The 20,172-nt window shown below is 73.9% G+C and carries 17 protein-coding genes; 12 read left to right on the top strand and 5 right to left on the bottom strand.

Annotated features, from left to right (window positions below):
* The first annotated feature begins 13 nt into the window (after nucleotides 1–13).
* On the top strand, nucleotides 14–1,354 hold the full coding sequence (gene allB / locus AC1DWH_RS19660) for an allantoinase AllB (RefSeq protein ID WP_477095079.1): 1,341 nt from the start codon (nucleotides 14–16) through the stop codon (nucleotides 1,352–1,354).
* A 4-nt stretch (nucleotides 1,355–1,358) separates the two neighbouring features.
* Here the strand turns inward: allB and AC1DWH_RS19665 are convergent, their stop codons facing one another.
* Complete coding sequence (locus AC1DWH_RS19665) at nucleotides 1,359–2,039, bottom strand: YoaK family protein (RefSeq protein WP_477095080.1); 681 nt, start codon at nucleotides 2,037–2,039, stop codon at nucleotides 1,359–1,361.
* Between the two features lie 26 nt (nucleotides 2,040–2,065).
* Here AC1DWH_RS19665 and AC1DWH_RS19670 point away from each other — a divergent pair, with 26 nt between their 5' ends.
* The 7 genes from AC1DWH_RS19670 to AC1DWH_RS19700 all read left to right on the top strand — a co-directional run bounded on the left by AC1DWH_RS19670 (nucleotide 2,066) and on the right by AC1DWH_RS19700 (nucleotide 9,197).
* Nucleotides 2,066–3,148, top strand: a complete 1,083-nt coding sequence (locus tag AC1DWH_RS19670) for an acetamidase/formamidase family protein (protein ID WP_477095081.1) — start codon at nucleotides 2,066–2,068, stop codon at nucleotides 3,146–3,148.
* Nucleotides 3,145–4,650 (top strand): AtzH-like domain-containing protein, encoded by a 1,506-nt coding sequence (locus AC1DWH_RS19675; RefSeq protein ID WP_477095082.1) that lies wholly within the window; start codon nucleotides 3,145–3,147, stop codon nucleotides 4,648–4,650. Before AC1DWH_RS19670 ends, AC1DWH_RS19675 begins: the two co-directional genes overlap by 4 nt.
* Nucleotides 4,647–5,861 (top strand): pyridoxal-phosphate-dependent aminotransferase family protein, encoded by a 1,215-nt coding sequence (locus AC1DWH_RS19680; protein ID WP_477095083.1) that lies wholly within the window; start codon nucleotides 4,647–4,649, stop codon nucleotides 5,859–5,861. The genes AC1DWH_RS19675 and AC1DWH_RS19680 overlap by 4 nt, the downstream gene beginning before the upstream one ends.
* Nucleotides 5,861–7,105 carry an allantoate amidohydrolase gene (locus tag AC1DWH_RS19685; protein ID WP_477095084.1) on the top strand — a complete coding sequence of 415 codons (1,245 nt, stop codon included), beginning with the start codon at nucleotides 5,861–5,863 and terminating at the stop codon, nucleotides 7,103–7,105. The genes AC1DWH_RS19680 and AC1DWH_RS19685 overlap by 1 nt, the downstream gene beginning before the upstream one ends.
* Before the next feature lie 23 nt (nucleotides 7,106–7,128).
* Entirely contained in the window at nucleotides 7,129–7,935 is an 807-nt protein-coding gene (locus tag AC1DWH_RS19690; RefSeq protein WP_477095085.1) for a Cof-type HAD-IIB family hydrolase, read from the top strand.
* On the top strand, nucleotides 7,932–8,459 hold the full coding sequence (locus AC1DWH_RS19695; RefSeq protein WP_477095086.1) for an alpha/beta hydrolase family protein: 528 nt from the start codon (nucleotides 7,932–7,934) through the stop codon (nucleotides 8,457–8,459). The genes AC1DWH_RS19690 and AC1DWH_RS19695 overlap by 4 nt, the downstream gene beginning before the upstream one ends.
* An 81-nt stretch (nucleotides 8,460–8,540) precedes the next feature.
* Nucleotides 8,541–9,197, top strand: coding sequence for a SanA/YdcF family protein (locus AC1DWH_RS19700; protein ID WP_477095087.1), 657 nt, complete (start codon nucleotides 8,541–8,543; stop codon nucleotides 9,195–9,197).
* Nucleotides 9,198–9,201: 4 nt separating this feature from the next.
* Here AC1DWH_RS19700 and AC1DWH_RS19705 read toward each other — a convergent pair whose 3' ends face one another.
* The gene (locus tag AC1DWH_RS19705) at nucleotides 9,202–10,248 is read right to left on the bottom strand and encodes a LysR family transcriptional regulator (RefSeq protein WP_477095088.1); all 1,047 of its coding nucleotides are present in this window, start codon (nucleotides 10,246–10,248) and stop codon (nucleotides 9,202–9,204) included.
* Nucleotides 10,249–10,329: 81 nt separating this feature from the next.
* On the opposite strand from AC1DWH_RS19705, the gene AC1DWH_RS19710 reads away from it, so the two are divergent.
* From AC1DWH_RS19710 to AC1DWH_RS19720, 3 genes are all read left to right on the top strand, one after another.
* Nucleotides 10,330–11,382: an aminotransferase class V-fold PLP-dependent enzyme gene (locus AC1DWH_RS19710; protein ID WP_477095089.1), complete on the top strand. Its 1,053-nt coding sequence runs from the start codon at nucleotides 10,330–10,332 to the stop codon at nucleotides 11,380–11,382.
* A 164-nt stretch (nucleotides 11,383–11,546) separates the two neighbouring features.
* Nucleotides 11,547–13,649, top strand: a complete 2,103-nt coding sequence (locus AC1DWH_RS19715; RefSeq protein WP_477095090.1) for an MMPL family transporter — start codon at nucleotides 11,547–11,549, stop codon at nucleotides 13,647–13,649.
* A 100-nt stretch (nucleotides 13,650–13,749) separates the two neighbouring features.
* On the top strand, nucleotides 13,750–16,509 hold the full coding sequence (locus AC1DWH_RS19720; protein WP_477095091.1) for a cation-translocating P-type ATPase: 2,760 nt from the start codon (nucleotides 13,750–13,752) through the stop codon (nucleotides 16,507–16,509).
* A gap of 17 nt (nucleotides 16,510–16,526) precedes the next feature.
* On the opposite strand, the gene AC1DWH_RS19725 is transcribed toward AC1DWH_RS19720, so the two are convergent.
* Nucleotides 16,527–17,075 carry an O-acetyl-ADP-ribose deacetylase gene (locus AC1DWH_RS19725; protein WP_477095092.1) on the bottom strand — a complete coding sequence of 183 codons (549 nt, stop codon included), beginning with the start codon at nucleotides 17,073–17,075 and terminating at the stop codon, nucleotides 16,527–16,529.
* Between the two features lie 1,013 nt (nucleotides 17,076–18,088).
* Here AC1DWH_RS19725 and AC1DWH_RS19730 point away from each other — a divergent pair.
* On the top strand, nucleotides 18,089–18,709 hold the full coding sequence (locus AC1DWH_RS19730) for a hypothetical protein (protein WP_477095093.1): 621 nt from the start codon (nucleotides 18,089–18,091) through the stop codon (nucleotides 18,707–18,709).
* A 59-nt stretch (nucleotides 18,710–18,768) separates the two neighbouring features.
* On the opposite strand, the gene dtd is transcribed toward AC1DWH_RS19730, so the two are convergent.
* Nucleotides 18,769–19,206 carry a D-aminoacyl-tRNA deacylase gene (gene dtd / locus AC1DWH_RS19735; RefSeq protein WP_456846790.1) on the bottom strand — a complete coding sequence of 146 codons (438 nt, stop codon included), beginning with the start codon at nucleotides 19,204–19,206 and terminating at the stop codon, nucleotides 18,769–18,771.
* Nucleotides 19,203–20,171 carry an asparaginase gene (locus AC1DWH_RS19740; protein WP_477095094.1) on the bottom strand — a complete coding sequence of 323 codons (969 nt, stop codon included), beginning with the start codon at nucleotides 20,169–20,171 and terminating at the stop codon, nucleotides 19,203–19,205. Before AC1DWH_RS19740 ends, dtd begins: the two co-directional genes overlap by 4 nt.
* Nucleotide 20,172: the final 1 nt, after the last annotated feature.

The following is a 20,172-nucleotide window of genomic DNA, read 5'->3' on the forward strand; positions in this document are numbered from 1 at the left end:
ACAAGGAGCCTGGATGACCCCGCCTGACCTCGTCGTACGCGCCCGCCGCGCCTGGATCGACGGTGCGCTGCGCCCGGCCGAGGTCCAGGTGACCGACGGCGTGGTCACTGCGGTCGACGGGCCTGTGCCGCCCGGGGCGACCGTCGTCGAGCTGGCCGACGACGAGGTCCTGCTCCCCGGCCTGGTCGACAGCCACGTGCACGTCAACGAGCCGGGCCGCACGCACTGGGAGGGCTTCGCCTCGGCGACCCGGGCGGCCGCGGCCGGCGGCGTGACGACCCTGGTCGACATGCCGCTGAACTCGATCCCGCCCACGACGACGGTCGCGGCCCTCGACGCGAAGCGGTCCGCCACGGACGGCAAGCTCAGCGTCGACGTGGCGTTCTGGGGCGGCGCCGTGCCGGAGAACCTCGGCTCGCTCGGACCGCTGCACGCCGCCGGCGTCCGGGGGTTCAAGGCGTTCCTCACGCCGTCGGGCGTCGACGAGTTCGGGTACCTCGACGCGGAGCGCCTCGAGCTCGCCCTGGCCGAGGTCGCGGCGCTCGGCAGCGTGCTGATCGTGCACGCCGAGGACCCCGCCGACCTGCGCGGCGACGGCGCCCTCGGGCCGCGGTACGCCGACTTCCTGGCCAGCCGCCCCGCCCTCAGCGAGCGGCACGCCATCGCCGGCGTCATCGACGCGATGCGCCGCACCGGAGCCCGCGCCCACGTGCTGCACCTGTCCGACGCCGGGTCGCTCGGCCTGGTGCGCGCCGCGAAGGCCGAGGGCCTGCCGCTCACCGTCGAGACCTGCCCGCACTACCTGGCGCTGCGGGCCGAGGACGTGCCGGAGGCGGCGACGCAGTTCAAGTGCTGCCCGCCCATCCGCGACACGGCCAACCAGGACCTGCTCTGGGCCGCCGTGCTCGACGGCACCATCGACGCGATCGTGTCCGACCACTCGCCGTCCACCGCGGACCTCAAGAGCGCCGACTTCGGGCTCTCGTGGGGCGGCATCGCCGGCCTGCAGCTGGGGCTGTCGGTCGTGTGGACGGAGGCCCGGCGGCGAGGCGTGTCGCTGGAGGAGCTGCTGCCCCTGTTCACCACGGGTCCCGCGCGCGTCGCCGGGCTGGACGGGCTCGGCGTGCTGGAGGTCGGGGCGCCCGCGCACCTGGTGGCGTTCGCGCCCGACGACGAGCGCGTGGTGGACGTGCACCGCCTCGAGCACCGCAACCCCGTCTCGCCGTACGACGGAGCGACCCTGGCCGGCGCCGTCCGCACGGTCTGGCTGCACGGCTCGCCGGTGGTGGAGGGCGGGATCGTGACCTCCCCCGGGGCCGGCCGCGTGCTGCTGCCGGAGGCCGCGCGTGCGTGAGCCCTCAGGACTCGCGGTGCCGGTGGCCGACGCCGGCCGCGACGAGCGCGAGCACGCCCGCGAACAGCATGCCGACGCCCACGCCCTGCTCACCGCCCACGCGCAGCAGCAGCGCACCGACCCCGGCGCCCACCAGGATCAGCGCCACCGCGAGGGAGCGTCGCGCCCAGCCGTCGCCGGTGCCGCCGGCCAGCCGGCTGTCCGCCGCGAGGCCCGTGAGCGTCGACGTCACGACGACGGTGGTGACGTCCTTGACGGCCAGCCGACGCGCGGTCGCGGCCTGCAGGCCCATAGCGATGGCGAGCAGGGCCGTGACGACGAGCGCCCAGGTGCTGCCCTGCTCGGGCGGGACCGCGAGGGCGCCCACCCCGAGAGCGGCCGCCAGCACCCCGGTCGCCGCGAACGTCATGCTCGTGCGGTGCGACCAGCCCGCCGGGGCCGTGCGCAGCACCCGCCCGCCGAGGGCCGCGCCGCCGAGGAACCCGGCCAGTGCGAGCAGCGGACCGAGGATCGGCAGGTCGTCGGCACCCGCGAGCGCCATGCCGAGGATCACCACGTTGCCGGTCATGTTCGCCGTGAACACCCGGTCCAGGCCGAGGTAGCCGACGGCGTCGACGATGCCCGTGGTGAACGTCAGCGCCAGCATGAGCACCAGGTGTCGGCGCGCGTCGTCCCATGTCTTCACGGCGTCATGGTGGGGGTGCAGGACCGATGAGTGCAACGTTGCAGCCCGGCGTGGGCGAGATCCGGGCGGGGGTGTACCTGCCGTCGACGCCGTCCACCGTGCTGTGGGGACGGCTCCCGTGCGGGGCGGACGAGCCCGTGCTGCGGGTGGCGAGCGGCACCGAGGTGACCATCGACACGGTCAGCCACGAGGGCCTGCTCGACGACCAGGGCAGCGACCCGGCGGCGTTCTTCACCGGCCACGGGGTCGCGCCCGACGACGTGCTGGCCGACGCGATCGAGATCGTCGGCACCCTGACGCGCTCCGTGCAGGACGGTCCGCACGTGGTGACCGGACCCATCCACGTCGAGGGCGCCATGCCCGGCGACCTGCTGGCCGTCACCGTGCTCGAGACCACGCCCCGCGTGCCGTACGGCGTGATCTCGAACCGGCACGGCCGCGGCGCACTGCCGGGCGAGCTGCCCCGCGGGCCGGAGAACGTCAGCGTGTTCGCGACCGTCCGCGAGAGCGACGGAGGCCTCGTCGGGTGCCTGCCCGCTGTCGAGGGCGGCGAGCGGCTCGTCGAGTTCCCGCTGGCGCCGTTCCTCGGGATCATGGGCGTGGCCGTGGCCGGGGACGAGCGGCCGCACTCCGTGCCCCCGGGCGCGCACGGCGGGAACATCGACATCAACCTCCTGCAGGTGGGCACCACGCTCTACCTACCGGTGCAGGTACCGGGCGCGCTGGCCTACGTCGGCGACCCCCACTTCGCGCAGGGCGACGGCGAGGTGGCGCTCACCGCGCTCGAGGCGTCGTTGCGGGTCACGCTCCGGTTCGACGTCGTGCCGGCCGCCGAGGCGGTCGCGCGTTTCGGTCCGGTGAGCGGGCCGCTGGTGGAGACGCCGGAGTACCTGGTGCCGACCGGGCTCGACGAGGACCTCGCCGAGGCCGTCCGCAAGTGCGTGCGGGCCGCGCTCGCGCTCCTGCACGCACGCTGGGGGCTCGACGAGCACCTCGCGTACGCGTACCTGTCGGCGGCGACCGACATCGACATCTCGCAGGTGGTCGACCAGGTGTGCGGCGCGCACGCCCGGATCCGCGTGGCCGACTTCGAGAGGGTGTCCCTGTGATCCCCGACGACCTGCAGGCGGCGTTCGACGCCTACGAGCGCGCGCTCGCCGACGACGACGTCGCCGCCCTCGACGACGCGTTCGCCCCCGGGCCGTCCACGATGCGCGGAGACAGCGCGGGCCTGCTCGTCGGCCACGACGCCATCAGCGCGTTCCGGAGCGCCCGCGGCGGGATCGCGCCCCGGGTGCTGGACCGCGTGGAGTCCCGCCGCCTCGCCGACGACTGCTGGCTGATCGTCGCGACGTCGCGGTACGAGGGCGGCGGCACCGGGCTCCAGACGCAGGTGTGGCAGCGGGCGGACGGCCGCTGGCGCATCATGGCCGCGCACGTCACCGGGCGGACCCCCAGCTTCGACCGGTCCGTGTGGCGCACGGTCGGCGACCCGCTCTACCAGGGCGCCTTCGAGGGTCCGCTGCTGGGGCTGCGCGTCGCGGTCAAGGACGTCTTCGCCGTCCGCGGCTACCGGATCGGCGCCGGCAACCCCACGTGGCTGCTCGGCGCCGCCCGCGAGCGCCAGCACGCCCCCGTGGTCCTCGACCTGCTCAGGGGCGGCGCGTCGGTCCGCGGCCTGGCCCGGACGGACGAGCTCGCCTACTCGATCGCCGGCGCCAACCCGCACTACGGCACCCCCGCCAACGGGGCACTGCCGGGCGCACTGCCGGGCGGCTCGTCCAGCGGACCCGCGACGGCGGTGGCGACGGGCCAGGCCGACGTGGGTCTGGCCAGCGACACCGCCGGGTCCGTCCGCGTCCCCGCGAGCTACCAGGGGCTCTGGGGCCTGCGCACCACGCACGGCCTCGTGCCGCGCCAGGGCATGCTGCCGCTGGCTCCCTCGTTCGACACGGTCGGGTGGCTCGCCCGGGACGGCCGGACGCTCGAGGCCGTCGCCGCGTGGTGCCTGGAGGAGGACGCACCGGGTCTGCCGACCCGTCGGGTCGTCCCGGCCGAGGTCCTCGAGCTGGTCGACCCGGCGACGCGGGACGCGTTCGAGGCGTGGTGCGGCGGGACGGTCGAGCAGGTCGAGGTCGGGCCGCTCGACACGTGGTTCGAGGGCTTCCGGGTGCTGCAGGCCGCCGAGGCGTGGCGCGCGCACGGGGACTGGATCGCCGAGCACCCCGGCGCGGTCGGCCCGGGCGTGCGGGAGCGGTTCGCGGTCGCCCGCGACGTCACTGCGTCCGACGAAGCCTCCGCGCGCGCCGAGGTCGAGCGGCTCGCGACGGTGATCCGCGCGGTCGTCGACGACGCGGTCCTGGTGCTGCCGACGACGCCCGGCCCGGCCCCCGCGCGGACCGCGACACCCGACGAGCTCGACCGCGTCCGCGGCGCGACCCTGCGCATGACCGCCCTCGCGGGCATCGGCGGCCTGCCCGCGCTGTCGGTGCCCGCCCTGCGCGTCCCGTCGACGCTCGGCCCGGCGCCGGTGGGCGTCTGCCTCGTCGGCCCTCGAGGCAGCGACCTCTCCCTCGTCCGTTCTGCCAGAGATCTCGGAGGCCCCGCATGACCACCCCGGTGAACCCGCCCGCCCGCCTGCTCATGGGTCCGGGTCCGGTCAACGCCGACCCGCGCGTGCTGCGGGCGCTGTCCACGCCGCTGATCGGCCAGTACGACCCGGTGATGACGGGGTACATGACCGAGACGATGGCGCTGTACCGCGAGGTCTTCGCGACGACCAACGAGGCGACGCTGCTGGTGGACGGCACGTCCCGGGCGGGGATCGAGGCGGCGATCGTGTCGCTGGTGCGACCCGGGCAGCGCGTGCTGGTCCCGGTGTTCGGCCGGTTCGGGCACCTGCTCGCGGAGATCGCGCTGCGGGCGCAGGCCGAGGTGCACACCATCGAGGTGCCGTGGGGGCAGGTGTTCACCGCGTCGGCCGTCGAGGAGGCGATCGTCCGGGTCAGGCCGCACCTGCTGGCGATGGTGCAGGGCGACACGTCGACCACCATGAACCAGCCGCTGGACGAGCTCGGCGCCGTCTGCGCGAAGCACGGCGTCCTGTTCTACACGGACGCGACGGCCTCCCTGGGGGGCAACCCGTTCGAGATGGACGCCTGGGGCGTCGACGCGGCGACCGCCGGGCTGCAGAAGTGCCTGTCGGGCCCGTCGGGGAGCGCGCCGATCAGCCTGTCGGACCGCGCGGTCGACGTGATCCGGGGGCGGCGGCGCATCGAGGCGGGCATCCGCGAGGAGTCCGACGAGGACGCCGGCGAGCCCGTGCACTCCAACTACTTCGACCTCGGCATGGTGCTCGACTACTGGGGGCCGCGGCGCCTCAACCACCACACCGAGGCGACGAGCATGCTGTACGCCGCCCGCGAGTGCGCCCGGATCATCCTCGAGGAGGGCCGGCAGGCCGTGATCGACCGGCACGAGCGTGCCGGCCTCGCCATGCTCGCCGGCGTCCGCGGGCTCGGGCTCACCGTGTTCGGCGACGTCGCGCACAAGATGAACAACGTGGTCGCGGTCGAGATCCCCGACGGCGTCCACGGCGACGCGGCGCGCGGCGCGATGCTGCAGGACTTCGGCATCGAGATCGGCACGTCGTTCGGCCCGCTGCACGGCCGCGTCTGGCGGATCGGCACCATGGGCGCCAACGCCCGGCTGGACACCGTGCTGGTCACGCTCGCCGCCCTCGAGCAGGTGCTGCGGCGGGCCGGGGCCCGCGTGCCGGCCGGCGGCGGGGTCGACGCGGCCTACGAGTCCTGGGCGGCCTGATGCTCGACGTCAGGGCCGCGGCGCGCCGGATCATGGCGCGCTGCGACGAGCTCGCCACGTACACCTCGATGGCCGGCGGGATCGAGCGCGTCTACCTGTCCCCCGAGCACGCCCGCGTGAACCGGGTGGCTGCCCGCTGGATGCGCGAGGTCGGGCTGGACACGTGGCAGGACGAGGCCGGCAACCTCTGCGGGCACCTGGCGGGTCGCGACCCCGAGGCGCCCTCGCTGCTGCTGGGCTCGCACCTCGACTCCGTCCGCGACGCCGGCCGCTACGACGGCATCCTCGGGGTGCTCATGGCCATCGAGGTGGTCCGCGCGCTGGGGCCCCGGGCGTCGGAGATGCCGTTCGGGCTCGACGTCGTCGCGTTCTGGGACGAGGAGGGCGCCCGCTTCGGCACCGCCCTGCTGGGCAGCTCCGCGATGGCCGGCCGCTGGCACGACTCCTGGTGGGACCTCACCGACGAGCACGGCACGACCCTGCGCACCGCGTTCAGCGAGTTCGGCCTCGACCCCGGCCGCATCGGTGCGGCGGCGCGCTCACGGGAGTCGCTGGTCGGGTACCTCGAGGCGCACATCGAGCAGGGCCCAGAGCTCGACGACGGCGGCTCGCCGCTCGGCGTCGTGACCTCGATCGCCAGCGCCCGGCGGTTCGCGGTGCAGATCGACGGCGAGGCCCGGCACGCGGGCGGCGCGCGGTACGAGAAGCGGCACGACGCGCTGCTCGGCGCCAGCGAGGTCGCGCTCGCCGTCGAGCGTCTGTGCCGCGCCGAGCACCACATCATCGGCACGGTCGGCCGCCTGGAGACGTTCCCGGGCGCGGTCAACGTGGTGCCCGGCGAGGCCCGCCTGACCGTCGACCTGCGCGGCGAGCACGACGACGACCGCGACCGCGTCTGGGGAGCCATCACGCGCGAGCTCGACGAGATCGCCGGCCGCCGCGGCCTGACCTGGTCGGCGCGGGAGCTGCACGAGGCCCCCGCGGTCATGTGCGACGGCCTGCTGCAGGACGTCGTGCGCGCCGGGATCGAGGACACCGGGCGCCGGCACGTCCCCGCCCTGTTCAGCCGCGCGGGGCACGACGCCATGGCCATCGGAGCCATCACGGGCGTCGGCATGCTCTTCCTGCGCAACCCCGACGGCATCAGCCACCACCCCGACGAGGGCGTGAGCCTGGCCGACGTCGAGACCGGCCTGCAGGCCCTCACCGCGACCGTCGAGCACCTGGCCCGCGAGGCGGCCTGATCGTCGGATGGGAAGATCGGTCCGTGGAACCCCCCGTCTTCGACCCCGTCCCCGACATCCGGCTCATCGCGGTGGACATGGACGGGTCGCTGCTGGACGACGAGAAGCGGATCCACGACGACTTCTGGCCACTCCTCGACCAGCTGGACGCCCGCGGGATCCTGCTGTGCCCGGCGAGCGGCCGCCAGTACGCCACCCTGCGGCGCCAGTTCGGCCGCGACGAGCTGGTGTACATCGCGGAGAACGGCTCGTACGTCCTCCAGCACGACGAGGAGATCAGCTCCGACTGCCTGGGACTGTCACGGGCTCGCGCCGTGATCACCGCGGTGCGTGCGGCCACGCACCTGGACCTCGGCACGGTCCTGTGCGGCAAGCGGTCGGCCTACGTCGAGCGCTCCGACGGCGCGTTCCTGGACCAGGCGACGCCGTACTACGCGAAGCTCGAGGTCGTCGACGACCTGCTGACCGTCGAGGACGACGTGCTCAAGGTCGCGGTCTACGACTTCGGCTCGGCCGCCACCGGCGCGGGCCCGCTGCTGCAGCCGTTCGACGGCCTGGTCTCGGGCGAGCACTGGGTCGACGCCATGAGCCCGACGGCCGACAAGGGGCACGCCCTGCGCGCGGTCCAGGCAGCACTCGGGATCACGCCCGACCAGACGATGGTGTTCGGCGACTACTTCAACGACATCGGCATGCTCGACGCCGCCCACTGGTCGTTCGCCATGGACAACGCGCACCCCGACGTCCGCGCCCACGCCCGGTTCGTCGCGCCGGCCAACACGGAGAACGGCGTCGTCCGCACGATCAGCTCGGTGCTGGGCCTGTCATGACCGTCGCCGGCCTCGTCCTCGCCCCCGGCTTCGGCGGCACCCGCCAGAGCCCGCAGCTGGTCGCGATCGAGAAGGCCGTCGCCCCGCTGCCGGTCCTGCGGATCGACCTCCCGAAGACCGCGGCGCCGGCGATCGCGAGCGTGCGGGACCAGGCGTCGGCCTTCGCGGAGTCGTTGGGCGTCGGTACCGGGTCCGTGGTGCTGGGCGGCCGCTCGTTCGGCGGCCGCATGTGCTCGATGGCCGTCGCCGGGGGGTTCCCGGCCGCGGGCCTCGTCCTCCTCTCCTACCCTCTGCACCCGCCGGGAAAGCCGACGACGCTGCGCGTCGCGCACCTGCCGGAGATCCACGTGCCGGTCCTGGCGGTCTCGGGCACGACCGATCCGTTCGGCTCGCCCGCGGAGCTGTCCGAGCACCTGGCCGCGATCCCGGGTCCGGTCACCACGGTCTTCCTGCCGGGCCCGCACCAGCCGACGAGCGCCTCGGCCGTCGCCGACGCGGTCTCCGCTTGGCTGGCCGGCCTCTGACCACTCTCGCGTGAGGACTTCGTTCCGCCCAGCGGAACGAAGTCGTCACGCGAGCCGACGTCCGAGCTCTACGCTCCGGGCGTGAGCACCCGCCGACGCGTCGCCTGGATCGTGGTCGCCGTCGCGTCCGTGCTGGTCGTCGCGCCGATCCTGTGGGTCCAGGGCGTCGGTCAGGCGAAGGTCCGAGCCGCCGACGACGTCGCGCCCACGCCGGTCGCCCTCGTCCTCGGCGCCGGGCTCAAGCCCGACGGCAGCCCGTCCGTGTACCTCGCTCGGCGGCTCGACGCGGCGCGAGAGCTGTACGAGCGCGGCACCGTCGACGTGATCCTGGTCAGCGGCGACAACGCGCGCGCCAGTCACGACGAGCCCACCGCCATGCTCGACTGGCTGGTGGCGCACGGGGTCCCGTCCGAGCACGTGGTCCGCGACTACGCCGGCTTCGACACCCACGACTCCTGCGTCCGGGCCCACGAGGTGTTCGGCGTCGACGACGCGGTCGTGGTCACGCAGGACTACCACCTACGCCGGGCGCTGTTCTCGTGCGCCGCGGCAGGCATCACCGTGACCGGGGTCGGCGTCTCGTCGACGTCGGTCCGGCCGGTCCAGGCGCTGACCTGGCGGGCGCGCGAGCTGCCCGCGTCGTGGCGGGCCGCGCTCGACGCCGCGACAGGGCGGTCGCCGGTCTACGCGGGTCCGGCCGAGACGGCCGTGCAGGACGCGCTGGCGCTCGGCCGCTGAGGCGTCAGCGGGCCGCGGCCACGGCGGCGATCGCCTCGATCGTCGCCACCACGCCCGGCACGCGCAGCAGGTCGGGCGTCGTGACCGCGTGCACCTGCCGCACGGACGTCCCCGTGGCCCGCCGGACCACGACGCCTGGCTGCCGCTCCGCGGTCGGCCGGACCAGCTCGGGCAGCAGAGCGACCCCGAGCCCGGCCGCGACCAGCCCGAGCACGGCGACGTAGTCGTCGGTGGCGTACGCGATGGACGGCGCGAACCCGCACGCCGCACCGGCGCTGAGCAGGTGGCCCCGGCACCGCGGGCAGCCGGCGATCCACGACTCGCCGGCCAGGTCGCCGAGGTCCAGGTCGGGCCGGTCGGCCGCCGGGTGGTCCGCGGGGAGGGCGACCATCGTCGGGTCGTCCAGGAGGTGCCGGGTCACCAGGCCTGCCAGGTCGTCCTCGCCGCGGCCGAGCCCGACGCCCGGGTACGCGAAGGCCAGCGCGACGTCGGCCGTCCCCGCCCGCAGCGCGTGCAGCGACTCGGGCGGCTCGGCCTCGTCGAGCGTCACCGTCAGTCCCGGGTGCCGGGCCCGCAGGTCCGCGAGCGCGCCGGGCAGGATCGTCGCGGACGCCGACGGGAACGCGACCAGCCGCACGCGGCCCGCCCGCAGGCCAGCGAGCGCCGACACCTCCGCCTCCGCCGCCCGCAGCGCCGCGCCGACCGTCGAGCCGTGCCGCGCCAGCACCTCGCCGGCCTCGGTGAGCCGGATCGAGCGGCCCGTGCGGTCGAGCAGGGCGGTGCCGAGCCGCCGCTCCAGCCGGCGGACGTGCTGGCTCACGGCGGGCTGGCTGTACCCGAGCAGCGCGGCGGCGCCGGTGATGGTCCCGGAGTCGGCGATGGCCCGCAGCATCCGCAACGACCCGACCTCGAGCCCGGCCACCCCGAGATCGCCCCCGACCGCGGGAGCAGAGCCGCCGGCCGAGGGAGCAGACCCCGGGACGTCCGCAGATCCCGTCGCCCCGACGACCGATCGTGCGGACGTCCGTGCCTCGATCGGGGTGTGCACCATGACCCCAGTATCACGGCTCGTGATGCCTGAGCACTCATTCCTGTCGTTGTGTGATGCACCGGCCCGGGCGACCATCGACGGATGCACTCCCTCGACACCCTCCGCGCCGCCTTCGAGCCCGTGCCCGGCTACCTCGACGCCGCCACCAGCGGGCTCCCGGCCCGCGCGACCGTCGAGGCCATGCGCGACGCGCTGGACACCTGGCAGGCCGGGAAGGCGGACCTCGCGGTCTACGACGAGGCGGTCACCGCCTCCCGCGCCGCGTACGCCCGGCTGGTGCACACCGACGCGTCGGACGTCGCGATCGGCTCCCAGGCGTCCGCGCTGGTCGGCCTGGCCGCCGCGAGCGTCCCGGACGGCGCCGAGGTGCTGGCCGTCGATGGCGACTTCTCGTCGGTCACGTTCCCGTTCGTCGCGAACGCGGACCGCGGCGTCACCGTCCGGCACGTGCCGCTCGAGCGGCTCGCCGACGAGATCCGGCCGACCACCCACACCGTCACGTTCTCCCTGGTCCAGTCGCGCGACGGACGGGTCGCCGACGCCGACGCGATCCTCGCGGCCGCGGCGGCCCACCAGGTCCGCACCGTCTGCGACACCACGCAGGCCACCGGCTGGCTGCCGCTGCATGCCGACCGCTTCGACGTCACCGTCTGCGCGGCCTACAAGTGGCTCTCCGCCCCGCGCGGCACGGCCTTCCTCACGGTGCGCCCGGAGCTCCTGGACGACCTGCGCCCGATCAACGCGGGGTGGTACGCCGGCGAGGAGATCTGGTCGTCGGTCTACGGGCCGGCCATGGCGCTCGCCCGGGACGCGCGGCGGTTCGACGTCTCCCCGGCCTGGCTGTGCTGGGTGGGGGCCGCCCCCGTGCTCCAGCAGTTCGCCGCCGCCGACCCCGAGCAGGTCTGTCGGCACGCCGTCGGGCTCGCCGACGACCTCCGCGCCGGCCTCGGCCTGCCGCCCGGGGGCAGCGCGATCGTCGCCGTGCCCGACGACCCGGAGGGTTCTCGACGGTCCCAGCTCGCCGCAGGGGGTACCCGTGCGGCCGGGCGCGGCGGCGGCGTCCGGCTCGCCTTCCACGTCTGGAACGACGCGTCCGACGCGGCCCGGGCCCTGACTGCCCTGAGCAACTCCTGAGGGGAACCTGAGGGTCGGTTCGGGGGTCTCCCCGATATCCCTGGGCCTGACGACCCCGAAATCCTAGGATCGCAAGCAGCACGGCACCGGCGCCCCGACGAGGTATCTCCCGTCGAGCGGGCCGCACCTTTGTCGTCGTCGACTTCCCCACAGAGGAAAAGCCCATGTCTCACGTCGCCGGATGGATCACCCATCGCTACGTCAAGTTCGTCGTCATCGCCTTCTGGCTCGCGGTGGTCGCGCTCCTAGGCCCCCTCGCGGGCAAGCTCACGGGCGCGCAGGACAACGACGCCAAGTCCTGGCTCCCCTCCAACGCGGAGTCCACCGAGGTGCTCGACGTCGCCGGGAGCTTCGTGTCCGCCAACACGATCCCCGCCGTGATCGTCTACGCACGCTCCTCGGGCCTGACCCCGGAGGACCTCGCCGCGATCCAGGCCGACGCCGCACAGTTCGGCACGCTGGACACGCTCGACGGCGCGGTCGTCGGCCCCATCCCGTCGCAGGACGGCCAGGCCGCCCAGATCATCGTCCCGCTGGATCTCGGCAAGGACGGCTGGAACCTGGCCGCCGACGCCGTCACGGAGCTCCGGGCGACCGCCGAGGACGGCCCGGACGGGCTCGACGTCTACGTGACCGGCCCCGCAGGCTCGGCCGCCGACTCCTCCAAGGCGTTCGAGGGCATCGACGGCATCCTGCTGTACGCGGCCGTCGCGGTCGTCATCATCATCCTGCTGATCACCTACCGCAGCCCGATCCTCTGGCTCCTGCCGGTCATCTCGGCGGGCGTCGCCCTCACCGTGTCGCAGGCGGTCATCTACCTGCTCGCGGACAACTTCGACCTGACCGTCAACGCCCAGAGCGCGGGCATCCTCACGGTCCTGGTGTTCGGCGCCGGGACGGACTACGCGCTGCTCATCGTCGCCCGCTACCGCGAGGAGCTGCGCAAGCACGGCGACCGGCACGAGGCGATGGCCCTCGCACTGCACCGCGCCAGCCCCGCGATCATCGCAAGCGGCGCCACCGTGGCCATCAGCATGCTGTGCCTGCTCTTCGCGACGATGAACTCGACGGCCGGTCTCGGCCCGGTCGCCGCGGTCGGCATCGTCGTCGCCCTGCTCGTCATGCTCACGCTGCTGCCCGCGCTGCTGGTCACGTGCGGCCGGTGGATCTTCTGGCCCCGCACCCCGAGGCTCGGGGACGACGAGCCGTCGGTGCACGGCTTCTGGGCCCGCGTCGGCACGCGTATCGAGCGCCACCCCCGCCGCACCTGGGTCGGCACGTCCGCGGTCCTCGCCGTCGCCTGCCTCGGCATCGTGGCCCTCAACGCCACCGGCCTGACCACCGAGGAGTCGTTCCGCGGCGTGCAGCCGTCGATCGAGGGCGAGAAGGTCCTGTCCGCGCACTTCCCCGGCGGCGCGGGCTCCCCGGTCGCCGTCATCACGAACGCCGACCAGGCCGCCGCGGTCTCGGCCGCGTTCGCCGGCGTCGAGGGCATCGACCCGACGAGCATCACCGAGCCCGTCGTCAAGGGCGACCTCGCGTACCTCGAGGGCACTCTGACGTCCGCGCCCGACAGCGACGACGCCTACGCCACGGTCGACCGGGTGCGTGACGCCGTGCACGCGGTGCCGGACGCCGACGCGCTGGTCGGGGGGACGACCGCCGTCAACCTCGACGTCCAGCGGGCTTCGTCGGCGGACAACAAGCTGATCATCCCGATCATCCTGATGGTCGTCTTCCTCATCCTCATGCTCCTGCTGAGGGCGGTGGTCGCGCCGCTGGTCCTCGTCGGCACCGTGGTCCTGTCGTTCGGGGCCGCCATCGGCATCAGCGCGCTGATCTTCAAGTACCTGTTCGGCTACGCCGGGGCGGACACGTCGTTCCCGCTGTTCGTCTTCGTGTTCCTGGTGGCCCTGGGGATCGACTACAACATCTTCCTCATGACCCGGGTGCGGGAGGAGGCGCTGCGGATCGGGCACCACCGGGGCTCGCTGGTGGGCCTCGCGGCCACGGGCGGCGTCATCACGTCGGCCGGCCTGGTCCTCGCGGGCACGTTCGCGGTGCTCGGCACGCTGCCGCTCGTGGCGTTCGCCGAGATCGGGTTCGCCGTCGCGTTCGGGGTCCTGCTGGACACCCTCGTGGTGCGGTCGATCCTGGTCACGGCGCTGAACCTCGACATCGGCAGGACGATGTGGTGGCCCAGCGCGCTGAGCAGGCAGCCCGAGCCGGAGCCCGCCGAGGTCCCGGTGCCGGTCACGGTGTCCTGAATGCCGCCCGAGATGCCTCGATCGTCCGTGGATCGGGGCATCTCAGGTTAGCGTGTGCTCCAGGGACCGACAGGCTCCCTCCGCGGCCCGAGGAGCACCAGTGACAGAGACCCTCACCACCACGCCTGCCCCCACGCGCTGGTGGGCGCTCGACCCGGAGACGGCGAGCGCGAAGCTCGGCACCGACCTCACGACCGGCCTGTCCGCGGCCGAGGTGATCAGCCGCCGGGAGCAGTACGGGTCCAACACGCTTACCGCGCAAGCCGCGCCGTCGGTGTGGTCGGTCGTCCTCCAGCAGGTGCGCGACCCCATGAACATCATGCTCATCGCCGTGGCCGCCGTGAGCGCCGCCATCGGCCAGGGCTCGACCGCCGTGATCGTCGGGTTCCTCGTGGTGATCAACGTGGTGATCGGTGCCCGGCAGGAGATGCTGGCCCGCAAGAGCGTGGACGCGCTCGCGACGATGCAGGAGCCGCAGTCCCGGGTGCGCCGCGACGGGAACCTGGTCCAGATCCCCGCCAGCCAGCTGGTCCCGGGCGACGTGGTCGAGCTCGAGGCCGGCGACATCGTGCCCGCCGACGGCCGGCTGCTGCGCACGGCGACGATGGAGACGCAGGAGGCGGCACTCACCGGCGAGAGCGCGCCGATCGGCAAGGACGTCGCGGTCCTCGCCGACGACGAGGTCCCGCTCGGGGACCGGGCCAACATGGCGTTCCAGAACACGTCGGTCACGCGCGGCACGGGGACCATGCTGGTCACGGCCACCGGCATGACCACGCAGATCGGCACGATCGCGACCCTGCTGTCGTCGGTGGAGAAGACGAAGTCACCCCTGCAGCGGGAGCTGGACAAGCTGACCAAGGTGCTCGGCGTCATCGCCTGGAGCGCCGTCGCCGTCATCGTGCTCATCGGCATCGCCCGCGGTCAGTCAGCCAGTGACCTGCTGTTCCTGGCCACCGCCGTGGCGATCTCGGCGATCCCGACCGGCCTGCCCACGTTCGTGCAGGCCATGCTCGCGTACGGCGCCCGGCAGCTCGCCGACGCCAAGGCCGTGGTGGCCAACCTCAACGACGTCGAGACCCTGGGCGCAACCAGCTCGATCAACTCGGACAAGACCGGGACGCTCACGCTCAACGAGATGACCGTGACCGCCCTGTACACGATCGGGCAGCACTTCACGGTCGAGGGCAGCGGGTACGCGAAGTCCGGCCGGATCCTCCAGACGGCCGGCGCGGAGCTCCCCGACCTGACGCCGCTGGCGTACGGCCTGTGCCTGGCCAGCGACGCCACGGTGTCCGACGGCGGCGACATCATCGGCGACCCGACGGAGGCCGCGCTGGTCGTGCTGGCCGCCAAGCTCGGGGTGGACGCCGAGGAGAGCCGACGCACCTACCCCCGCGTCGCCGAGGTGCCGTTCGACTCGGCCTACAAGTTCATGGCGACAGCGCACTGGCTGCCGTGGCGCGGCGACCGCACTCTCGTCGAGGTGGTCAAGGGCGGCCCGGACGTGGTCCTGGCGCGCTGCACGCACGCGCTCGCCGGTCCGGGCGAGACGGTCGAGCTCGAGACCATGCGTGCCGACATCGAGGCGGAGATGGAGCGGCTCGCGCAGCAGGGCCTGCGCACGCTCGCCTTCGCGACGAGGTTCCTCACGCCGGCCGACGAGTCCGCGATCGTCGCCGACCCCATGTCGTACGTCGAGGAGCTGGTGTTCGTCGGCCTGGTCGGCATCGTCGACCCGCTGCGGCCCACCGCCAAGATCGCCGTGGAGATCGCGCTGAAGGCCGGCATCGAGGTCCGCATGATCACCGGCGACCACGCGATCACCGCGAGCGCGATCGGTGCCCAGCTGGGCCTGGGCCCGGGCGCGATCAGCGGTCCCGAGCTCGCCCAGCTCACCGACGAAGAGCTCCTCGAGCGGCTGCCCAACCTGCACGTCTTCGGACGCGTCACGCCGGAGGACAAGCTCCGGCTGGTGCAGCTGATGCAGAAGGAAGGGCTCGTCGTCGCCATGACCGGCGACGCCGTCAACGACGCCGCCGCGATCAAGCAGGCCGACATCGGCGTGGCTATGGGCTCGGGCAGCGAGGTCACCAAGCAGGCCGCCCGCCTGGTGCTCACCGACGACAACTTCAGCACCCTGGTGCACGCGGTCGAGCTGGGCCGCAGCATCTACCAGAAGATCACCGCGTACATCCGGTTCCAGATGAGCCAGCTGATCGGCCTGGTCATGCTGTTCCTGGCCGCGAGCATCTTCGACATCGCGGACGGCGTCGCGATGACGCCGATGATGGTGCTGTTCCTCAACTTCTTCGTCTGCGTGTTCCCGGTGATCGCGATCATGCTCGACCCGGTCAGCCCCGGGATCATGGACCGGGCGCCGCGCGACCCGAACATGGGGATCAGCAACGGCCAGGCCGTCCGCCGCTGGCTCCTGTACGGCTTCGTGCTCTTCGCCGCCTCGGCGATCCCGCTGGTCGGCGGGCCCGACGAGCCGTCGCCCGACCACGCGACCGCGTCGATGACGATGGCCTTCGTGGTGATGGGCCTCGGCTCGGTGCTCTCGGGGATCGCGCTGCGCCGCGAGCCCGGCTCCGGGTTGGCGGCCCCGATCCTCACGGCGATCAAGGTGCTGTCGGTCCCGGCGATCCTGGTGGTGCTGGCCACCGAGCTCAGCTTCCTGCAGGGGTGGCTCACCACGCAGTCGCTGTCCGGTCCCCAGTGGCTGGCCTGCCTGGGCCTGGCGCTGCTGCTGCCGATCGTTGCGGAGGTCGACAAGGTGTTCATGCGCCGCCGCGCCGCCGTCACGCAGGTCCTGGCCACCCAGGACGCGGTCATCCCGGCACGCGCGCGGGCCTGACGGCGGCTGGACGGGACCTAGGCGAGCTCGGCCTCGAAGGCGGCCAGCGCGTCGGGCGAGAACAGGACGAACCGCACGAGCTCGATGCCGTGCGGGCGGGGGTGGCCGTCGGTCCAGCCGGCGTCCGCCCCCTCCTGCCAGACCCGCACGGTGCCGACGGCGACCCGGGCGACCTCGCCGACGGCCCAGCCGTAGACCCCCGCGCTCACGGCAGGGAACGCGATGCTCGACGCGTCGAGCTCGACCGCGACCTCGAGCGAGCGGGCGAAGCACGACGACAGCAGCATCGGGTCGGTCTGGCCGGCGTGCCGGTTCGGGCCGACCGTGTGCACCACCCACCGGGCCGGGAGCCGAAACCCGGGGGTCGCGACGGCGTCGCCGACGGGCAGGCCGTCCGGCAGCGTGGTGCGCCGCAGCTCCCGGCACGCCTCGAGCAGCTCCGGTCCGGCGGCGGCGTGGATCGCGCCGTCCACCCCTCCACCGCCGAGCAGCGAGGAGTTCGCGGCGTTGACGACGACGTCGACGTCGTTCTCGGTGATGTCGCCCAGGACCGCCTCGATGCGCATGGACCCCATGATGGCCGGTTCGCGGACGCAGCAAGGCCCCTCGGACGCTTACTCCGAGGGGCCTTTGCTGGGTCTCAGGCTACCGAAGGCCCACGCCCGGACGGGTGAACGACACCCGGCCCGTCCACAAATTCTGTCCACAGGCCTGTGTTAACCCGGTGTTTCCGCAGGTGAACCTGTGGACAAGGGTGTGGGGCAATCGGTGGACAAAGAAAGCTCCCAGAACCCCTTGTGGCCCCTTCCCGAGGGGGACTAGAAATCTCACATCGAGATCGACAGATCGAGAACCGCAGGTGAAGGATCCCGCCAGGGGAGACTGAAACCGCAGGTCAGGTGGCCTCTTCGGAGGACGCGTGGACCGGGTGGACGACTGCCCAGGAGGGCCGGAACCTCGACGCGACGGAGCCTTTCGAGGAACCGGGCAGGCGGCGAAGGACACCCCTCGGGGAGGTCGCGCCGGTGGGGACAGGCTGTGGATGTCGGGCCGACCGGAGAACGGACGACCACATCGTCGTGGCGACATGACGACCCGCGGATGACGACGCGGGGGCCGTTACGGACCGGGAGGTTGCTCGCAGTCGTCCCGCCCACGGCGGACCGCAGGTGCTGGACTCCCCTCCGGGGTCGACGGCGCCGGTGGAACACCGGGTGCCGGGACGTAGCCGCACCGTCAGCGCGGCGTCGGTCGCCGGTCCGCCGGTGACGGAAGACCTGGGAGCACGGCAAGGCCCCTCGGACGCTTACTCCGAGGGGCCTTTTCCGTGCCCGCTTCCGTGCCCGCTTCCGTGCCCACTTCCGTTCTCCCTTCCGTGCCCGCGGCACGGCAGCCGCCGAGCCCCGCGCCCGGCTCGGCGCCGCCTCCCCCGGCGGGTGAAGCGCGGCGTCCTTTCGGGTGGACGACGACGGATCGCGACCCGAGGGGGCGCCTCGTCTGGTTCGGTGTCCCCCGTCGGTCGCGCACCGTGGCGCGCCGCTCACGAGGGCCGCGACGCTCGCGGCGGGGAGGGGATGCCGTGGCGACGACCTCGGCGGCGCCGCAGCGGTCGTTCGCGCGCACCTGGACGGTCCGGGGGCTCGGGCTGCTGGCGATCTGGGCCGCGTGGATCTTCCTGGTGGCCGCGGTGCTGACGCTGACGGGGAACGCGGGGTCCCGGGGGGTCGCCGTGTCCGCGCTGCTGGTGGTGCTGGTCCCCACGTGGTTCCTGGTCCGACAGACGCGGCACCGCTGGTGGATCCTGGCCGGCGGGGCGCTGGTCCTCGTGGCGCTGGGCCTGGGCCTCGGGCGGCTCGGCGGGCCCAGCCTGGCCCGCATGACGGGCGTCGGTGCGTCCCTGCCGGTGGCGACCGGGGCGCAGCTGCTGACCACCTCGACGGTCGAGCACACCCTGTGCCTGCAGGAGTGCTCGCGGGTGGTCCACCTGTACGCGGTCACCGACGCCGGCGCGGCGCAGGCTGAGGTCGGCGCGGCTCTGGTGGCGGAGGGCTGGCACGCCCGGGATGCCGGCGGGTTCTGCCGCGACGGGTTCGGCGTGACCTTCGCCAACGCCGCCGACCCGTCCATGGTCGACCCGCCGGCACCTCCGCCGGGGATGGAGCTGCTGAGCATCCGGACGACCCGCTGCGGCGGCTCGTAAGGCCCCGTCAGGAAACCGCGTCGAGGCCCCGCGCAGGGCGACCTCGTCGCGGCCGCGCGTCAGGCGTCCGGCACCGACTCCAGCAGGATCGTCACGGGCCCGTCGTTGACCAGCTCGACGGCCATGTCCGCTCCGAACACGCCGGTGGCCACCTCGAGCCCCCGGCCGCGCAGGTCGTCCACCACGGCGTCGACCAGCGGCTGGGCGACGGGTCCGGGCGCGGCGGCGTTCCACGTCGGCCGGCGACCCTTGCGGGTGTCCCCGTAGAGCGTGAACTGGCTGACCACGAGCACGGGGGCGCCGACGTCGACCGCGCACTGCTCGTCGCGCAGGATCCGCAGCTCGGCGATCTTGCGGGCGATCAGCTCCACCTGGGCGGGACCGTCGCCCGGCGTCACGCCGACCAGCGCCAGCAGCCCCGGCCGGTCGATCGCGCCGACGACGATGCCGTCGACCGTGACCGAGGCCCGCGTGACGCGCTGGACGACCGCCCTCATGCGCCGACGAGGGGGCCGAAGGTCGCGACGACCTCACCGACGGGTGCTCCGTGGCCGAGGACCGGCGTGAGTCCGACCGGCCCGACCAGGGTCGGGTCGACACCGGCCACCGCGAGGGCCGCGGCCAGCACCGCCGGGCGCGGGCGCGACGAGCCGTCGACGATCTTCACCGCGACCGCGCCGCCGTCGGGCAGACCGGCCGCGTAGACGCCGTCGGCACCGTCCTTGGCCACCAGGCCCGGCACCGCCTCCATGAAACGGGTGGCGTCCCGTCCGGTGCCCCCCACGTGCCACGGGTGCGCCGACATCGCGGCCCCCGCGCGCCCCTCGAGGCCGTCGCCGGACGCGAGGCGCCCGAACGACCGGGCCAGGCCGCGCAGGGTCGTGGAGAACAGGGGCGCTCCGCACCCGTCGGTCGTGGCCAGCTCGACGGGGACCCCCGTGAGCTCGGCGACCACCGCGCGGGCGGCCCGCTGCATCGGGTGCTCGGGGTCCAGGTAGTCGTCTGTGGACCACCCCGCGGCGACGCAGGTGGCCAGCATGCCGGCGTGCTTGCCCGAGCAGTTCTGCGTGAGGGGCTCGGTGCCGTGGCCGTCGGCCCGCCACTGCCACGCGGCGTCGGGGTCGAGGGGCCAGTCGGGGGTGTTGCGCAGGTCGTCGACACCCAGGCCGGCTCCGGCCAGGATCGACCGGACGACCTCGAGGTGCCCCGGCTCGGCGTTGTGGCTGGCGCACACGAGCGCGAGCGCGGCCCCGTCGACGTCGAGCCCGGCCCGCAGCATCGCGACGGCCTGCAGGGGCTTGAGCGACGAGCGCGCCCAGATCGTGGCGTCCGCGTCGCCGAGCACCAGCCGCTCCGACCCGTCGGGCGCGAGGACCACCACGTGCCCGGCGTGCACGGACTCGACCAGCCCACCGCGCAGCACCCGGGCGAGCGGGACCGCCGCGGTACCGATGTCGGTCACG

The sequence above is a fragment of the Cellulomonas sp. P2_F12 genome (assembly GCF_056403775.1).